Annotated in this window: 18 protein-coding genes and 1 tRNA gene; 4 read left to right on the top strand and 15 right to left on the bottom strand. The window is 36.4% G+C overall.

What is annotated here, in order from left to right:
* Window positions 1-259 precede the first annotated feature (259 nt).
* Window positions 260-388 carry a ComC/BlpC family leader-containing pheromone/bacteriocin gene (locus tag HOO91_09170; GenBank protein ID NOU17716.1) on the bottom strand — a complete coding sequence of 43 codons (129 nt, stop codon included), beginning with the start codon at window positions 386-388 and terminating at the stop codon, window positions 260-262.
* Between the two features lie 445 nt (window positions 389-833).
* On the opposite strand from HOO91_09170, the gene HOO91_09165 reads away from it, so the two are divergent.
* Entirely contained in the window at window positions 834-3575 is a 2742-nt protein-coding gene (locus HOO91_09165; GenBank protein NOU17715.1) for a CHAT domain-containing protein, read from the top strand.
* Window positions 3576-3904: 329 nt separating this feature from the next.
* On the opposite strand, the gene HOO91_09160 is transcribed toward HOO91_09165, so the two are convergent.
* Window positions 3905-4765 carry a hypothetical protein gene (locus HOO91_09160; GenBank protein NOU17714.1) on the bottom strand — a complete coding sequence of 287 codons (861 nt, stop codon included), beginning with the start codon at window positions 4763-4765 and terminating at the stop codon, window positions 3905-3907.
* Between the two features lie 430 nt (window positions 4766-5195).
* Here HOO91_09160 and HOO91_09155 point away from each other — a divergent pair, with 430 nt between their 5' ends.
* A complete protein-coding gene (locus HOO91_09155; GenBank protein ID NOU17713.1) occupies window positions 5196-5576 on the top strand; it encodes a DNA-binding protein in 381 nt (126 codons plus the stop codon).
* 480 nt (window positions 5577-6056) lie between these two features.
* Here HOO91_09155 and HOO91_09150 read toward each other — a convergent pair whose 3' ends face one another.
* The 3 genes from HOO91_09150 to sppA all read right to left on the bottom strand — a co-directional run bounded on the left by HOO91_09150 (window position 6057) and on the right by sppA (window position 9812).
* Window positions 6057-6866, bottom strand: coding sequence for a purine-nucleoside phosphorylase (locus tag HOO91_09150; protein NOU17712.1), 810 nt, complete (start codon window positions 6864-6866; stop codon window positions 6057-6059).
* A complete protein-coding gene (lpxK, locus tag HOO91_09145; protein ID NOU17711.1) occupies window positions 6850-7908 on the bottom strand; it encodes a tetraacyldisaccharide 4'-kinase in 1059 nt (352 codons plus the stop codon). The genes HOO91_09150 and lpxK overlap by 17 nt, the downstream gene beginning before the upstream one ends.
* 134 nt (window positions 7909-8042) lie before the next feature.
* Entirely contained in the window at window positions 8043-9812 is a 1770-nt protein-coding gene (sppA, locus tag HOO91_09140; GenBank protein ID NOU17710.1) for a signal peptide peptidase SppA, read from the bottom strand.
* A 121-nt stretch (window positions 9813-9933) separates the two neighbouring features.
* Here sppA and folK point away from each other — a divergent pair, with 121 nt between their 5' ends.
* Window positions 9934-10437 carry a 2-amino-4-hydroxy-6-hydroxymethyldihydropteridine diphosphokinase gene (folK, locus tag HOO91_09135; GenBank protein ID NOU17709.1) on the top strand — a complete coding sequence of 168 codons (504 nt, stop codon included), beginning with the start codon at window positions 9934-9936 and terminating at the stop codon, window positions 10435-10437.
* Between the two features lie 3 nt (window positions 10438-10440).
* Here folK and upp read toward each other — a convergent pair whose 3' ends face one another.
* The 7 genes from upp to HOO91_09100 form a co-directional block, all read right to left on the bottom strand.
* A complete protein-coding gene (upp, locus tag HOO91_09130) occupies window positions 10441-11091 on the bottom strand; it encodes a uracil phosphoribosyltransferase (GenBank protein NOU17708.1) in 651 nt (216 codons plus the stop codon).
* 112 nt (window positions 11092-11203) lie between these two features.
* The gene (locus HOO91_09125) at window positions 11204-11989 is read right to left on the bottom strand and encodes a prolyl oligopeptidase family serine peptidase (protein ID NOU17707.1); all 786 of its coding nucleotides are present in this window, start codon (window positions 11987-11989) and stop codon (window positions 11204-11206) included.
* A 68-nt stretch (window positions 11990-12057) separates the two neighbouring features.
* The gene (gene radC, locus HOO91_09120; GenBank protein ID NOU17706.1) at window positions 12058-12756 is read right to left on the bottom strand and encodes a DNA repair protein RadC; all 699 of its coding nucleotides are present in this window, start codon (window positions 12754-12756) and stop codon (window positions 12058-12060) included.
* Between the two features lie 132 nt (window positions 12757-12888).
* Complete coding sequence (locus HOO91_09115) at window positions 12889-13140, bottom strand: 30S ribosomal protein S20 (protein ID NOU17705.1); 252 nt, start codon at window positions 13138-13140, stop codon at window positions 12889-12891.
* A 20-nt stretch (window positions 13141-13160) separates the two neighbouring features.
* A tRNA-Glu gene (locus HOO91_09110) sits at window positions 13161-13232 on the bottom strand.
* 204 nt (window positions 13233-13436) lie between these two features.
* On the bottom strand, window positions 13437-14012 hold the full coding sequence (locus HOO91_09105) for a GNAT family N-acetyltransferase (protein ID NOU17704.1): 576 nt from the start codon (window positions 14010-14012) through the stop codon (window positions 13437-13439).
* A 23-nt stretch (window positions 14013-14035) separates the two neighbouring features.
* Window positions 14036-15394, bottom strand: a complete 1359-nt coding sequence (locus tag HOO91_09100; GenBank protein NOU17703.1) for a peptidoglycan synthetase — start codon at window positions 15392-15394, stop codon at window positions 14036-14038.
* Between the two features lie 208 nt (window positions 15395-15602).
* Here HOO91_09100 and HOO91_09095 point away from each other — a divergent pair, with 208 nt between their 5' ends.
* On the top strand, window positions 15603-16457 hold the full coding sequence (locus HOO91_09095; protein NOU17702.1) for an MBL fold metallo-hydrolase: 855 nt from the start codon (window positions 15603-15605) through the stop codon (window positions 16455-16457).
* On the opposite strand, the gene HOO91_09090 is transcribed toward HOO91_09095, so the two are convergent.
* The 3 genes from HOO91_09090 to HOO91_09080 form a co-directional block, all read right to left on the bottom strand.
* Window positions 16437-16844 (bottom strand): hypothetical protein, encoded by a 408-nt coding sequence (locus tag HOO91_09090; protein ID NOU17701.1) that lies wholly within the window; start codon window positions 16842-16844, stop codon window positions 16437-16439. The two genes, HOO91_09095 and HOO91_09090, sit on opposite strands and share 21 nt — an antisense overlap.
* 140 nt (window positions 16845-16984) lie before the next feature.
* Complete coding sequence (locus tag HOO91_09085; protein ID NOU17700.1) at window positions 16985-17539, bottom strand: hypothetical protein; 555 nt, start codon at window positions 17537-17539, stop codon at window positions 16985-16987.
* Window positions 17540-17743: 204 nt separating this feature from the next.
* The gene (locus HOO91_09080; protein NOU17699.1) at window positions 17744-18490 is read right to left on the bottom strand and encodes a DUF2807 domain-containing protein; all 747 of its coding nucleotides are present in this window, start codon (window positions 18488-18490) and stop codon (window positions 17744-17746) included.

Below are 18490 nucleotides of genomic sequence, written 5' to 3'. Positions count from 1 at the left end.
ATAATAGCCCAATTTCAGCTCCGCCTTACCCTAATCATAAGTTTTTAGTTAAACATTTAGTTTGTTTTTGTTCTTTACTGCTAATGAATTTCAATATCTTTTTGGGTTATAGGAGCAGTATCCCCCCCCTGATTTGCAACAATTCTTTTATTTTAAGGATTCTAAACCCTTTTAATGCTTTTTTTTCTTTTCCTTTTCTTAGAGTTTTCATAATCATAAGTTTTTAGTTAAACATTTAGTTTATTTTTATTTTTTACTGCTAATGAATTTCACCATCTTTTTGAATTGGAGCTCCTTCACCACCCTTAATTGCTGATAGTTCCTTTACCTTAAGAGTTTTAAACTCTTTAACCATTTTCTTTTCATTTCTTTTTTTAATCGTTTTCATAATCATAAGTTTTTAGTTAAACATTTAGTTTATTTTTATTTTTTACTGCTAATGAATTTCAATATCTTTTTGGGTTGGAGCTCCGTCAACGTCACCACCCCTGATTTGCAGCAATTCCTTCGCGTTAAGTGTTCTAAACCCTTTTACCATTTTTTTTTCTTTGTTTCTTCTTAGAGTTTTCATAATCATGTGTTTTTAGTTAAACATTTCGTTTGCTTTTGTACCTGTTAAAGAAGATGATCTTTTTGAGTTTCATCCCCCCCCCTGATTTGCATTAGCTCCTTTGCTTTGAGAATTCTGAATCCTTTTATTGCCTTCTTTTCTTTCATTTTTTTTAGTGTTTTCATGATTTTGCATTTTAAATTAAACAATTAGTCTATTTTTGTTCCAACTAAGGAACATTTGGACAATAATAATGAATTCTTTTAAATTACAATGTAATTCTTTGGCACTCAGTTTTATTGTTTTACTATTAGCATGTATTGTCCTTAACCTACAGGAGATAAAAGCGCAGCAGTTTACTGATGCCAGTTATATAAATATACTTTACGATAGCAGTAAGGTTTACTATACAGCTGGGGATTATATCAATGCTATAAAGGATTTGAATAAAATTCTTTTGTTAAAGGACAAAATGACCAGTGACACTAAACCTGAATATTTCAGAGTGTATAATCTATTTGGGTTAGTATATAAAAAGCAGGGAAATTTAAGCGAGGCTATTGATTTCTACAAAAAAGCAATAGAAAAAACCTCTGAAAGCTATTACATATCACTAATCAACGATAACCTTGCCAATATTTACTCTTTAAGGGGCGATTACGCAAAGGCTATCTACTATTTCGAGAATACATTATCAATACTTGAAAAAAGTGATGATGTGAAGAAATACCGCTACATGGCTGATAATTATCATAATCTTGGGTATGCGTATCGTAAATTAGGAGATTACAACCTTGCTAGGGTGAGCTATCTAAAAAGCATCCAGCTTGCAGAAAAAAATCAACTAGGAGGTGTAGGTGAAACCTATTATAATTGCGGGCTGACCTACCAAAAGTTGGATAGTTTGAATAGAGCCAATTACTGTTTTAAAAAAGCAATTGAATGTAATACTAGGGAATTTGGCGAAAGCCACTACATGACCGCAATGTCATACATGAACTTTGCCCTTTTTTATTCTGAAATAGGCGAATTTTCAAAGAGTGAACAACTTTACCAAAGGGCATATAGAATTATAATTAATACGCTAGGAAACAAACACCTCTACACCTCTTTTTGTTTGAAAAATAACGGACTGCTATTTTACCGTAATGGTAAATACAAGCAAGCACTAGAGTACTACCAAAAATCTTTAATATCCAAGATTAATAATTTTAATGATAGTTCAGTGTATTCTAATCCAAATACAGATGTGCTCCCCGATATGGATTTGTTGGATGTTTTAAAACTAAAAGCACAAGCATTAAAAAAATTATCAGAATCTAAAAACAGGAATGAAAACCTTAAAGCAGCCCTTGCCACGCTTGAACTGGCTGCTACCCTTACCGAGCGGCTACGTACTGGCTACTTGTACGAGGGGTCAAAGTTACAGCTTGCTGCAAAGGAACACGAAACACACCTACTGATGGTGTGGATTGCAAATTTGCTGCACGAAATTACAGGTGATTCTAAGTACATGGACATAGCCTTTCGATATGCCGAGTACAGCAAGTACGCCGTTCTAAGGGAGCTGAAGAACGATGAGATGGCAAAGGGGGTTGCAGGAATACCCGATAGCATAAGTGATAATGAACGAAAGGTAAAGCAGCAGATAGCCAGCCTTAGAATGCAGGTGGGGGATGAAAGCAAGATGGAACGCCCCAACAGAGCAAAAATAGAAGGGTGGAATAAACAGCAGTTTTTTCTAACGCAAAAACTTGAGGGGCTAATGCAACGACTTGAGAGTAATTACCCTGCATACTATAGGCAAAAGTATAGCAACCAAGTGGTTAGCATACCGCAGTTGCAAAGAGTTATGGACAAAAAGGAGGCTATTCTTGAGTACGTTCTGGGCGATAGCACACTGTATACCTTTGCCATTACCAAGGACACTTTTTTACTTGTAAAGCAGGAAACCGATAGTACCTTTCGTTCAGGGCTTGACTTTTTAATATCAGATCTACGCAGCCCCTACCCCTCGGATTACTACATGTATAGGGATGCGGCATATACACTTTACAAAAAGTTAATCTACCCAGTTGAATCCCTGCTTGAGAATAGAAATCTGCTAATAATTCCAGATGGGAGGTTGAATCTTATCTCCTTCGATGCGCTTATTGATAAGCCGTATCGGGTGAGCGATAAACCCAACTATGCAAAGGAATCGTACCTGCTACGAAAATACCCCATAGGCTACGCTTACTCCGCCACGCTTTACAGCAATTCCCTGAGTAGCATTCACAGAGGTTCACCCGATTATCTGGGAATTGCGCCCGATTACAAAGGTTCAAAGGATTCGCTGAGAAGTATTCCCGAGGGACTAAGCGATGTAAGAAGAATTGCCCTGCTAACTTTCGGGAAATCGCTAACAGGTAGTAAAGCTACAGAAGAGAATTTTAGAAAGTTCTGTGGTAGGTACGGGATTATCCATTTCTACGCACATGGGTTGGAGGATACCCTTAACCCCGCCAACTCGAAGCTAGCCCTGTCCGCTCCAACCGATTCCACTGACGATGACTACCTGTACGCATGGGAGGTGTACAACATGCAGCTGAAAGCACGGATGGTTGTGCTGGGTGTATGTAACTCAGGATCGGGGAAGCTATCCAAAGGGGAAGGGGTAATGAGCATAAGCAGGAGCTTTATGTTTGCTGGCAGCCAATCGGTGGTAATGTCGCTGTGGGTAGCCTACGGCGGATCAATAAACGATATACTAAACGATTACTACCTGAACCTGCTAAAGGGGATGCGGAAGGATGAGGCACTGAGGCTTGCCAAGCTGGAGTACCTCGAAAAGGAGAATCAGGTTTTTATATCCCCCCGTTTTTGGACGGGTATAGTGGTAAACGGAAATCAGCATGCGCTTTACCATTACTGGTATCTAAAAAGAATAATCCTCATCGTTACCATAATTGTAGCATTAACCCTCCTTATCTGGAAACGGAGGGTGATAAGGAGGCTGGTGGGTAGAATTGTAAGCCAGCTGTAACCTGTCGTTATTGCGAGCGTTCTTTGCGAAGCAATCCGAACATGTGAGACCTACAAAGCTAACCCCATGTGTGTTGACAGATCGCTTCGCCTCAAAGAACGAGGCTCGCGATGACGGGTTAACGCTCCCCGACTCTTCCAGATCTGGCGACGCTGGAAGGTCATGCCTAACAGGAAAACCCGATAGGGTCTGAAAAACCTATCGGCGTTTTGCTTGTAGAATTTCACATCCATCAAGCCGATTAAATGCAAGCGTTCCGAACTTTTAAAAAGTTCGGAACGCTTTACAGAATAATTCTGGCACTGCTCTTTACGTTCAGGGAACGAAAATCAATAGCCAAGCTCTTTTAGAATTCGTTTAGCCTTATTATGGTTATAACCATTATCATCTACAATAGTTCGAAAGGCATCAATCGCTTTTGCCTTATCCCTTGTTTTTAAGTAGCAAAGTCCCAAATACCACTTAGCCTGTGGGATATTATCAAGTTTACATTGGTTAGCAAGAATCCCTTCGAAGTAGTCTGCTGCCTCTTTATAGCTGTCAACTTCCATTAAGGATAGTCCGATGTACAGGTTTCTTTCAGCCTCAATGGTTATCGTTGAAGGCAAGCCCTTTAGGAGCAGTAGGGCATTGGCGTACTCCCCGTCCATATACTTCTGCTTGGCAAGACTTAAAGAGCTGATATTTATTACGTAGTTATTTTTATAGCTAAGCGGGGTATAGTACTGTGTGTATAACCTGTTCTCCAGTGAATCATCGGTTTGAGAATGATAAACTAACCCTCCACCAACAATAAGCACCACCGTAAACGAAGCGGCAACCAGCCAGCGTTTAATGCTCATACCTATAGCGTGTGCTTTAGGTATATTCATTTCTTGGCTTTGAGCGGTCTCGCAGACACTTCTTCTTCGGCGGATCTCCTCTGGGGAAGTATTTTTCTCCTCGTACTGGTTAACCTCTCTACAAAGTTCCATTTTCTTCAATAGCCTTTGCTGAAACTTGTCCCTATCGGTTCGGGTCATCTTGTTAGCATAGTATAGTTTGGCATCAAGTTCAAATTTTTCATCTTCGTACATTCTTTTCAAGCGCATATCCTCGTCTATTGCATCCGCAACCAAAGACATTGTTTTTGGAGGAAGTTCATTTAGTATAAATGCTTTAATCGTATTCCTGTCAATCTGTATACCCATAGGTAATATTTTTTATATGCGTGTATATTAATGATTACAATATTAATAAAAAACTTTAAAACAACAAGCAAACAAAAATAAATTGTTAATATAAGTAACATTAAATACGCATTAATGGTTTTGTAAGTTATAATTACAAAACACACTATTATATGTATAGAGTAAATAGTTTTACCGCCCATAAAGTAATAGCACAATGGAAACAATACTGGTTTGAATCTACCTTTTATAGCAAAAGCCCTAATAAGATTATTGCATGAGGTATGGCAATATTTCTTCTAGCAGAAATTGAAAGCTATTCATTCTTGGTGTGATATATCTATAAATACTCCTTCATATTCTCACATCAAATATTTGCATAAAAGCGTACTACCTATTGATTTTTTTGTAAAAACTATATATCTTTTCAGAAAATAAATCATCAAAGATTATGACACTAAAATTTAATGTTATTCCTCGAAAAAACCCTCTGAAACAGGATGCTGCTCCCAAATATTACGCTTCGGCGGTAAGCGATGGGGAGCTAACCCTAAAGCAGCTGGCGAAAAGGGTATCAGAAACCTCCAGCTTCTCCGAGGGGGATTTAATGGGCATACTGGTAACCGTACTAAAAATTATCCCTGATGCCCTTGCCGATGGCAAGATTGTTCGGCTAGGCGACCTTGGAAGCCTCCGGGTTTCTATAAGCAGCGAGGGTTCCGATGACGAGAAGAAGGTAACCGCCAACAACATCAAATCTGCAAGTGTTACCTTTACCCCCGGGAAGGATCTGAAGGATGCTGTCAATACATTTAAGTTCGAGAAGGGATAACCCTTAGCATGGTACAAAGCAAAGAAGCGGATATTTTATAGAAATTATCCGCTTCTTTCTTAAAACCTCTCCGCATCTTTTTTGGAAGATGTATTTACCTTTTCTAAAACCTCTCAGCATCTTTTTAGGAAAATGTCCTTATCTCTTTGTGAAAATGTCCTTATCTTTTTAAAAAACCTCTAGCATCTTTTTTAAAAATGTCCTTATGTTTTTTAAAACGCTCTAGCATCTTTTTACAACCCTATTAAACTAAGGTGAATTCGATGCAAGAAAGTATGTTAATACATACATGCGCAATGATATATAAATATTCACTATGCTGCTGGGATTATTTAATAATGAATGCTTTAACCCTAAAGGAGGTGTGAAAAGTATAAAAAAACATGCGTTGTAGCCGAAAAACTATAACGGGCTAAAAATAAAAAACCTCTTTAGAAACTCCAAAGAGGCTAGAATGTATATAAGATTTTTGGTCAAATGCTATAACCCTTTCATCATCTCTCCCATAATCAGAGTCATCTTCTTTTCTGCCAGTTTCCCAATCTCTTGAACTTCCTCGTGAGTTACAGCTACAATTTTTCCTGGAACACCAAGATCGGTGATAATTGAAATAGCAAATACTGGGAGTTTCATGTGACGAGCAATGATTACCTCTGGAGTCGTTGACATTCCCACGGTATCTCCACCGATTATTCTGAAATATTGATACTCTTTGGGTGTTTCAAAGGTTGGTCCAGTTGTAGCTACATAGCACCCTTCTTGTACATTGATGTTGTTCTTTTTGGCAACATCTTTTGCTAAATCGATTAATTCTTTGCTATAAGCATCGCTCATATCGGGGAAGCGAGGTCCGAGTTCAGGAATATTTAGACCAATCAATGGGTTTGGAAGAAGATTGATATGATCATTGATTATCATCAGATCTCCAATTTCAAAGTTGGGATTAACACCTCCACTTGCATTGGAAACAAATAAATATTTTATACCAAGAAACTTAAGTACTCTAACAGGAAAAGTAACCTGTTTCATATCATAACCTTCGTAGTAGTGGAAACGACCTTGCATAGCAACAACCCTTTTACCGCCAAGTTCCCCGAAAATTAATTTTCCAGAATGTCCATCTACCGTTGATAAAGGAAAGTTAGGAATTGATTTATATTCAAGAACTTCCTGATTTTTTATATCACGAACTAAGCCACCCAACCCTGTTCCAAGGATAATTCCTACTTCCGGAGTAGTTTTAATCTTACTCTGGATATATGCTGTGGTTTCTTTAATCTTTTCTAGCATAAGTCAATATTTGATTATTAAAAATAATTTCTTGATCATCAACAAATTTAACCTCAATAGGGATGTAGAATATTGATTTCTTGAATTCTTCATCCAGAGAAGGAATTCCTCGTAAACGAGTTGCATCTTTCTCCGTTGTAATTATTGCTTTACTATTTGCCTTACTTCTTAAATAGGAGTCAAAGATAGGGTAAATTTTATTTTTAGTAAAGGCAAAATGATCTGGAAATGTGTGTTTTTCTATTAAATTAGCCTTATTTTCGAGGTGAGAGAAGAAAAAAGTCGGGTTTGCGATTCCTGCAAAAGCAAAAATTTCTTGCTCCTTTTTTAATTCAAGATTAATTCTATATTCTTTGAATACAGGAATTGGTTCGCCGTATATCATTGTTGTAAAGTAAATACTCTGCTTTGAACTCAATTTCAACCTCTTCGATAATAATAATTTCGCCTCATGACTTAAATCTAAGGGGCATTTTGAAATAATAACAATATCAGCACGCCTCTTTTCCTTAACGCTATCGCGTAATCGACCCATGGGTAGAAAATAGTCGCTGGTAATTGGGCGGTTAAAATCTATCAATAGAATGGATAAACCGGGTTTTACATATCGATGTTGAAATGCATCGTCTAAAAGAATTAAATCGAGATTTGAATTTTCTTTAATTAACCGAGTAATACCACTAACTCTATCCGCATCAACGGATACCTGAATCGATGGGTATTTTAACTTAATTTGCAATGACTCATCCCCAACCTCCGTGGCTGTTGATGTGGTTGAGACATAACCAAAACCTTTGGCTTTTCGCCCATATCCTCGGCTAAGGGTTGCAATATTAAGATTGGTGGATAATAATTTTATAAGATATTCTACGTGAGGCGTCTTTCCTGTACCTCCAACAGTGAGATTTCCAACGCATATTATAGACTTTTCGAAAGAAACAGATTCCAGAATATTAAAGTCAAATAACAAATTTCGGACTTTTATAATCAGCCCATATATTAAGGCAATGGGCGCAAGGAGTATGTTTAACTTGTTAAGCATTGTTTAATGTTTATTTATCCAAAACCTTTTCAAAGGTATTTAATTTATCACTTATAGTAGTTTTAACGTTTGTGATTTGATAAAAAAGGGTGTTCCATAACTGGAGCACCCTTTCAGTATTCATATTACGTTTACTAATAAACCTCAATATTATAAGGAATTCGTGCTTGTACTCCCTGATTTGACAATAGATTCATAAGGTTGTGATAATGGCTATAAGCAATACCTAATTCATCTTTCATGAAAGAAATTTTTGTTTTGTCCGTAAAATCTTCAATTAGTTGTTGGAATGGTTCTTTTTGCTTTGGAAGTTCTGTAACTCTGTAATTTACGAGTTTTGCTTTCCCTGCAGCTATTTTAATGGCATCTTTCAGACCACCGAATTTATCAATTAATTTAATGTCAATAGCATTTGATCCGCTCCAAACTCGCCCTTGTCCAATCTCATCAACCCTTGTTACTGAAATTTTACGACCTTCGGCAACATGTCCAATGAATGCTTGGTACACATCCTCAACTCCAAGTTGAGCAACTTCACGTTCTTCTGCAGTAAGAGAGCGATACATTGAGCCAAAATCGGAATGTTTATTCGTTGTTACAGTCTCTACATTAATGCCAAGTTTCTTATTCAGCCCTTCTTGAACGTTGAAGTATATTCCGAATACACCAATTGAACCAGTAATTGTTGTTGGGTTGGCAAGAATTGTATCAGCTGGTGCTGAGATATAATAACCACCCGATGCAGCAACATCTCCCATAGAAACTATAAGGGGTTTAACCTTTTTAGCTAAAACCATTTCACGCCAAATAACCTCCGATGCTAAAGCGTCGCCGCCAGGAGAATTTACCCTAAGTACAATTGCTTTAATGGTGCTATCGCGCCTAGTCTCACGAATCAGTTTGGCAATACCCTCAGAGCCAATCTCGCCATCGGTGGAATTTCCCATTACAATATCTCCACTTGCATAGATAACAGCAATTTTGTCCTTTGAAAGACCTTTTCCTTTTAACGGTGTTGGTATTTTTGCATAATCATCAATATCAACTGATGTGATATCTTTTTTATCGGAAATACCAAGTCGCTTTTTCATAATGTCAAGAACCTGATCTTTGTAAATTAAACTATCAACAAGTTTGTATTCATAAGATGTTTTTCCGTTGCGTATTAGCATGTTGTCTGCAAAACGGTTAAGTTCTCCAGTTGTAATGTTTCTTGCTTTTGATATTCCATCAACCCAATGATTCCAGATTGATCCCATATAAGTTCTGGTTTGCTCTCTATTTTCAGGGCTCATTTTTTCTAACATAAAAGGTTCAACAGCACTCTTGAACTTGCCATGTCTAATAATTTGAGGTTCTACCCCAAGTTTTTGAAGAATGTTCTTGTAGTACATAATTTCGGCACGAAGTCCAGTCCAGCTAACAATTCCCTCAGGATTCAAATAAATTTTATTAGCTACAGTTGATAAGAAATAGGCTTTCTGGCTGTAAACATCGCTGTAACTGATAATGAATTTCCCCGATTCTTTAAATTCAAGGAGAGCATTTCTAATCTCATCAACGGTTGCAGCACCAGCTGTAACAGCATCAACCTCCATGTAAATCCCTTTAATCATTGGATCATCCTTAGCGTTTTCAATTGCTTTTAGGATTTCGTTTAACCCAAGATTGGAATTCGGCTTAAAACTTGTAAAATTGAAACCTTCTAATGGATTGTTAGATGCTCTATCAACAATCTCCTTGTTCAAGTTGATATAGAGTAAGGAGTTTTCCTTAACCTCAACTGCCTTATCTGATGATGAAACGATGCCTCCTATTATTCCCATAAAAATGATAAGAAGCAGGAACGACCCAATAAATAGGCCTAAAATAGTGGCTAATAGATATTTGAAGAAACTTTTCATGGTTAATTCGGATTTGTGTTCAGTTAGTTTTTGATGAACTAAATGTATAAAAAATTTTATTATTGGCTACGAATAAAGTTTTTTTAGCAAATTTGAGCGATTTTACGAATAACGATTTCAGATGGCAAAAGTTTACTTTGTGGTGGGTGGAAATCTTGGAGATAGAGAGAATTACATCGAAAGGGCTATAAGTTTAATAACAGAGCGGGTTGGTTATATTCTTAGGTATTCTGCTTTATATGAATCTGAACCTTGGGGGTTTGAGCATGAGAATAATTTCTTAAATAAGGTTTTGTTGGTTGATACCAACCTTAGTCCTGCTGCATTACTGCTCGAAATTTCATTTATTGAAGGGACACTCGGTAGAGAAAGAAATGGAAGTGGTTATAGTGCCCGAACTATTGATATAGATATTCTTTTTTACGATCGACAAGTAATGCTTTCACCAAGTTTGGTCATTCCGCATCGCTATTTGCACAAAAGGTTATTTGTATTAACTCCTCTTGCTGAGATTGCCCCAGATTTTATGCACCCTCTCTTTTCGGTATCAATTCGGGAGCTTTTGGCAAATTGTGACGATTTAACAAAGGTTTGGAAGTACCAACCAGTTACAGTAGCCAGTTAGTAATTACTCTTTACTACCAAATGCTAAATCGCCAGCATCTCCAAGACCTGGTACAATGTAGGACTTAACAGTTAACTCATCGTCAACTGCGCCCAACCAGATAGTAGCATTTTTTTGTGGTAGATTTTTTCGCAAGTAGTCAACACCTTCTTTTGAGGCAATTACAGAAACAATATGGGTGTGTTTTGGTGTGCCTCTTTCAAGAATGGCTTTGTAAGCAAGTAACATCGAAGCTCCTGTTGCCAGCATCGGGTCAATAATTACAAGAAGTTTCCCCGCAACACTTGGACAGGAGAGGTGTTCAAATTGAATTGTGAATGTTCCATCCTTGCTATACTTTCTGTAAGCTGAAATAAAGGCATTTTCTGCTTTGTCAAAATAATTCAACATCCCTTGATGCAACGGAAGTCCTGCTCTAAGGATTACAGCCAAGACGATTTGATCAGTAGAAAGATTTACATCTGCCGTGCCTAGTGGCGTTTGTACTAGATGACTTTCGTAGTGTAATTCTTTACTTAGTTCATAAGCGAAAATTTCTCCAATTCGTTCGAGATTCTTTCGAAACCTCATAAAGTCGTTTTGAACATTTACATCGCGCAGTTCAGCGATAAATTGGTTGAGTATGGAGTTGTTTTCGCCAATAACTTTAATCATGGAATTGCTCCTATTTATGTTAACACTTTGAATGCAAGGTTTGATGACTGCAAAATAGTAAAAAGAAAACTATATTTTGCTCAATTACTAAGTAATTTAATCGAAAAATAATCTATTTCTTATAGATTGAAAACAACCACGGAAAAAGGTTTGGTTCGGCAAAAGCAGAGGCCCAACTATTATGGTTGGCATTCGGATAAATCGTAAAATTTACATCCCCGCCTTTCTCTTTAATTGCATCAACCATTTTTTTAGAATATTCAGGAAGAACAACATCGTCCTTTGCCCCATGAAAAACCCAAATTTTTACTCTTTTAGCATATTTACCTACATATTCGGGATTACCACCTCCGCATATTGGAAATGCAGCAGCAAAAATCTTTGGGCATCGATAAAGGATTTCAAAAGTGCCCATACCACCCATCGAAAGACCACCAACGTAAATTCTTTTTTTGTCTACGTAGTTTTCTTTAAGTGTTTGCTTTACCAATTTGATTGTTAGTTCCATTGGTTTAGTGGGTTTGCTATTTGGATTAAAAACAAATAGGTTAGACCCATCGGTGTTCTTTTCTCTTTTAGTGCTAGCCCAGAAGCCATTCTCCGGGCACTGAGGGAATATCACAATTGCCTGAAAATTCGAACGAATTTCATCTTGAGCAAAAAGTTTACCACCATGAATTAATTGAGCTTCATTATCCTTTCCCCTTTCGCCGGATCCATGAAGGAATAATACCAATGGGTATTTTTTATTAGCATCAAAGTTCAGGGGGTACATGATCCTGTATCGAAGAGTATCATTTCCAACTATAAACTCTTTTCTCTCATAAAGGAATAAATCCTGAGCATATACTTTAGAAATCAATGAGAGTGCCATAAGTAAGGAAAGAATAATCTTCATAAAAGAAATGATTTAAGGATAACAAATGTAAAAGTAGCATTAAAAGACACATGTCGATTTCCTTAATGTTACAAACTTCCATTGTCAGCAAACGAATAACACTCGGAATCGGTTACTATGATATGATCCAATAGTGATATTTCAAAAATTTGTGCAGCTTCTTTTAACTTTTGGGTGATTTGAATATCCTGTTCGCTAGGTTTTGGGTTTCCAGATGGATGGTTGTGGCATACTATAATTGACGAGGCCAGTTTCTCAATTGCTGACTTCATAATTAATTTGATATCGAAAACTGTTCCCGTCACTCCACCTTGAGTTATTCTTGTTTGATCTAATACTTTGTTGGCTCGGTTCATGTATAGAACCCAAAATTCCTCGTGTGGCAAATCGGCTAGTTGAGCTTGAAAAATCTCCTTCACATCATTACTCGAATGAATCTTAGGCCGATTGAGGACTTCTGCCAACTTACGTCTACGTCCAATTTCTAATGCTGCCATTATTGTTATTCCCTTGGCTTCACCAATTCCTTTGGTTGAGGTGAAATCTGTAAGGGTAAACTTCCCCAATTCATTTAAGTTGTCGTTTGCAGAATGAAGAATTCTTTTTGCGATTGTTACCGCATTTTCATTCTTTGTGCCGGATTTTATAAGGATGGCTAGTAGTTCAGTATCGGTAAGGCTTCCAACGCCTTTTTTAATCATTTTTTCCCTAGGACGATCCTCAAGCGCCCAATCTTTTATCGTTAGGTTTTTATTCTCTGTTGACATGAAATATTTAAATTGTTATTCAACAAGATACAAAAAATATGATTCCAAGGTTGTATTTGGTGAGTTTAATAATTGTTTAAATAAAAAAAGCTCCGAATATTCGGAGCTTCAATGTTTTTGGCATTATGAGTTCTATAATTCGCTCACGTGCTTTGTTAGAGAACTTTTCAAGTTGGCAGCCTTATTCTTGTGAATAATGTTTTTCTGAGCAAGCTTGTCAAGCATTGAAGAAACTTTAGGAAGTAATTCTGTAGCTACTGCTTTATCGGTAGTTGATCTTAATTCTTTAAGAGCATTACGGGTAGTTCTTGCGAAATACCTGTTATGTGTTCTTCTTTCTTCAGTCTGCCTGTTTCTCTTTTCTGCTGATTTGTGATTTGCCATCTTCTTAACAATAAAGTTTGTAGCCCGTAGGGGAATCGAACCCCTGTTACCAGGATGAAAACCTGACGTCCTAACCCCTAGACGAACGGGCCATGATTTGGTGCCGCTCCTTTATCGGTTAAGCGGCTGCAAAGGTAACTTAATTTTTATACCTGCCAAAAAATTTCAAAAATATTTTTTTATTGAGGTAGGATAGCATTTTTGCGGATATCAGCGTGAAATATTTTTTAATGATTTATGAGATAATATTTTGAAGGAACAGATTTAGTTTTAAAGAATCATGTAGATAATGTCTTTCACTCTTTTATTGGATCAACTTCAAGGTCATCAATACAAGGTTCTGTGGGATAAATTGCTTTATAGTATCTGTTAGATGGATTACCATCCTCATCGTCGGGCTGCTTTTTAAAGCCAAGTTTATTTAATGAAGCTTTAGCCGCTTTGTTTTGTAAATCAGCATCAATATAAACTACTCGGAAGAGTTTAGTCTTACAACCCCATCTCATAATTTCAAGCATAGCCTCAGTCGCAATCCCTTGCTTACGATAGGGTAGTTCTACCATGAAGAATATTTCAACTTCACCCAGTTCATTTGGTCTTCCGTTGAAAACAAATTGCCCAACTATTGTTTTTGATTCCCTTTGGATCATTAACCATATAGTATGGAATAGGTATTCTTTGTTTTTGCTAGTCCATGATTTAGGCTCAAGTTGGATTGTTTCTTTAATTTCATCCCTGTAAAATTCTGGGGTCTCAATTCCCGTTACTGTAAGATTTGCATGTTTTTCGTAATCACTGCGTGATTTAATGAATATCTGCATCTCATGCAGGGTTAGAGGGATAATCTCTATTCGTTTCGATTCGAGTTTCATGGCTATTAATTTTATGTTTGAACCTACTTGACTATCTCCGTTGCAAGTTCTTGAAGGTTTATGCCTGAGAAATTTCCTGATGTCATAATAAGTAAGTTTTTATCCTTCCATTCAATGGATTTCAGTTTAGTAATTAGCATCTGAGAGTCGGTATAGACCTCAACATCAGAGGGCAAAAAGTTATTTTTTACATCATTAGGTTTGATGGGCGAAAGTTTTTTGTGAGCAATAGTTTCAGGGTTAAAGTAGACTAGGCTAATATTTGATTTTCCCATCGTACCCTTATACTGACTTAGGAACTCTGCATTAAGGCTACTGAAAGTATGTAGTTCTAAACATGCTACCAAATCTTTATTGCGGTAGGTTTCGCTTACTGCCTGAACTGTAGCTGCTACTTTTGAAGGGGAATGAGCAAAATCTAGAAAAACTTTTGTGTGCTGATTTTCTGCTAATTGTTGTAGCCTTTTTGAGGCTCCCTTAAAGGAAGATATTGCTTTATAAAATACCTCATCGGTAATACCAACCTGATTACACACGGCCTTAGCTCCACTTATATTCTGCATATTATGTTTCCCGAAAATAGACAAGGGAATTTTTTCGTTTTTTATAACCAAACATGCGCCTCCTTCTGTTGATTCAAATGGATGGGTTGTGTATGGTAGTTTGTTAATGCTCCTTTTTGATTTTGAAACCAGATCAATTATTTCAGAATCTTCCGCACAGTAAACTAGAGTACCATTCTCAATAATCTTATCGATAAAAATTGCAAATTGGTTCTTATATCCTTCGTAGGTTGGGAAAGCATTAATATGATCCCAAGCAATGCCCGATATCAGAGCAATGGTTGGCATGTAAAGGTGAAATTTAGGACGTAGGTCAATTGGAGAGGTTAAATACTCATCCCCTTCAAACACGGCTATTTTAGTATTTTGTTTTAAACTTACCATATTCTCAAAGCCTTCGAGTTGTGCGCCAACCATGTAATCGAAATCGATACCTGCAAATTTAAGAACATGCATAACCATCGAAGTGATTGTGGTTTTACCATGACTACCGCCAATTACAATCCTTATTTTATCTTTTGTCTGTTCATACAAATACTCTGGATAAGAATAAATCTTAAGACCTAATTCTTTTGCTTTTAGAAGTTCTGGATTATCTGCACGTGCATGCATTCCAAGAACAATTGCATCTAGTTCAGATGTGATTCGAGAAACTTCCCAACCAATTGATGGAGGTAATATCTCGTGCTTTTTTAACCGACTAAGTGAAGGCTCAAAGATTTCATCATCCGAACCTGATACATCATAACCCTTCTCTTTTAGGGCAATAGCAAGGTTGTGCATTGCACTCCCACCAATAGCAATAAAATGGATTCTCATAGTTGAAATTTACACTTCAAAGTTAAGTCATTCTTAAGCGAAGTGCTATTTTGTTTAGGATAATTTCTTGACTCGGATTACTTAACTGAAACAAATTGGTTTTTTTGTTGTTAGAATAAAAGGTGGTTAAATCGAGTTGAGGTTTTGAGTATCTTAGGATTTTAGAATAATTTTAGGCAATTTTAAGTACTTCAATTTTTAAACTATTATGAAAATACATTCTTTTAATATTGTAAACTTTAGAGTTGATGGCGGGGCTATGTTTGGTGTTGTGCCAAAAGTTTTATGGAATAAGGTGTATCCTGCTGATGAAAATAATTTAATCCCTCTTGCAGTACGTTCAATGATAATTGATAGTGGTGATAGAGTTGTACTAATTGATAATGGTATTGGTGATAAACAAAGTGAGAAGTTTTTTGGCCACGTTTATAAGTTTGGTGGAGAAGGATTGATAGAAGGTTTGGCTAATAGAGGCTATAAGCCAGAAAACATAACCGATGTAATACTAACTCATCTCCACTTCGATCACTGTGGCGGTGGAGTTAAACTTAACCCTGATGGTTCTTTTGCTCTTACATTTCCCAATGCTAAGTATCATATATCTAGGGCTCAATGGGAGAATGCGATCAACCCAAATTCACGTGAAGTAGATTCTTACCTCCCTGAAAATCTTTTGCCTATGAGGGATTTGGGGGCTCTTAATCTTATAGAGAAGGAGGGTGAGTTAATACCTGATGTTTATCTTCGGATATTTAATGGACATACACATGGTCAAATTTTACCAGTAATTACTTATAAAGGGAAAACAATTGTATTTGTTGCCGATCTTTTTCCATTTAGAGCCCACTTGCCATTACCATATATCATGAGTTATGATGTTGAACCACTTATAACGTTAAAAGAAAAAGAAACACTTTTGGAGGAAGCCTTGAATGGCGATTACATTTTCCATTACCAACATGATTATTATAGTGAATGTAGTCGGGTTTATAATACACCTCGTGGAATAAAGGCAACAGAGGGATTTACTTTCGATACTCTTCTAAAGGAGCTTGGCGAATAGGCTTAATGTGTAAGATATAAGTGGGGCAAAGCAGAAAACAAAAAGTGTTGTAGAGTAAAAAGCATCGATTAAAATAATTCTGGATGTTTTCATCCAATTACCGGCAACTGCAAGTGAAACAAATGCTCTTGTAAATAGTTGGATTATAAAAAAAGAAAAGATTCTTATACTATAGGGATTAAGGACTAAAGCCCTTTCGAAATTACCCCTAACAAGTTCCGAAAAACTTGCCGATAATCCCTTACTTGGTGGGATTATGCCTGTCAATTTTGTGAGTAATGCAGGGATTGGATGATTATTGCCACAAAATATAAGAGAGTAGAATAGAATGCCTAGTATAATACTAACAAAGCAGATATTTATTATATGATAGCATCTATTATTCATCAATATATAGGAATTGTACTTACAGTCAATCGATATCTTTATAATACTTATTTAAACAGAAAAAGCTACAACCAAAAAGAATAAAAACGAAAGGTCAGAACAAATTATTATCTGTTCTGACCTTTCATTATGTTTATACATTAATTATTTGTTTTAGTAGAATCAGTCTCTATTTTAATTCCTTCAGTTGCCTTTTTTATTGCTTTGGCTGCCGCAGATGCTGCATCATGAATAGTTTTTTCGTTTACTGTTCCTTCTACCTTATCCATTTCACTTTCGAGGTTTTTAAGTGCCCTCTCAAGGCTATCCGAAACGGAATTCATATCTACATTTTTTTCAATTTCTTCGTTAACGGATTTTTCTAAATCTCTTCCAAATTTTTCAATTTTATCGGAGTGATTAATGATCTTATCAGTAATAATAGCTGCGCCATTACTTAAAATTATTAACCAAATAGCAGCAACAAGAATTGCAACCACCGATATTACTAGAGCACCAATGCCAAGTCCTTTTGAACCATAACCTTGTGAGGCTTGAATAATAGAAATGATACTAAATATAAGGGCAAGCGTTGCTGGTATAAATGCTACTACGCCAATGCAGGGTATAAATGCTACGATTAGTGAAATAATACCAAGCACTATTCCGATGATACCCATTACTTGTCCTGCTGTAGAAGTTTTTTGTATTTCCATAATCTGTTTTTATTTAAAGACTCCTTTTTTTGAATAAACGATGCAGTAAAATGTTTAATATTTCTTTAAAAAGTCTTAAAAACATAGAGGCTTTAAGATTTTCAATTTGTTGGCTAATTTCACAATTTCATTTGAAAAATACAAGTGTTCAACCCTTCTCAGTAGAACCTTTTTGAATTTGAATAGATTCTATTGCTTTAGAAACTAATCATTTGGCAGATGAATTAGTTTATCATTAGGGAAATTATTATTCAATATTATAGAAGATGGGTTGCCATAGTAGTAAACCTTTCCTGAGTTTTGGATGGTTACTGTAAGTTTATTCAATACATTAACATAAGTATCACCAATACTATTTTGAAGAACTGTACAGTTTTGCACTTGAAGTTTTTCTGCGTAAAAAAATGCTGAGCCTTTACAATGAAAATTTGCCGTAGTTGATTTACCCTTAACTGTATAATGACCAAAACCTTCTACAGAAACATCTATTGCGCAATTATCAACATCGAGGGTTACATCTAGTTCTGTAAATTTTCCCCAATCGACTAGGAAAAATTCATGTGTTTTGATAGTATCTCTTGAGGTTATATATGATGGCTTCCTAACATCTAGACGAGGTATACTTATAAGATGAAGCTCTAATTTCACCTTTTCATAGCTGCGTGACCAGTTGTATTTTATTGAGTTGTTCAGATATAGGATGTTGTCTTTTACAAAAATATCAATATCGGATTGAAGATTCTCACCACAGGTAACCAACGCTTTATTGATGGTGTCCTGAACTAAAGTAATCTCTAGCATCGTATTCACCTCTATACAGGAGATTGTGCTACTAAGTTGTATCTCTCTTGTTACAACATCTCCAGCGTTAAATAAACCATCCTTACACGATGAGTAGACAATCGAAGTGCATACAATAAGGAACAATTTATATAAAGAGATTCTCTTCAT

The organism is Bacteroidales bacterium (genome assembly GCA_013141385.1).
Taxonomy (GTDB): Bacteria; Bacteroidota; Bacteroidia; order Bacteroidales; family Tenuifilaceae; genus UBA8529.
This window is presented reverse-complemented; position numbering and strand designations above follow the sequence as displayed.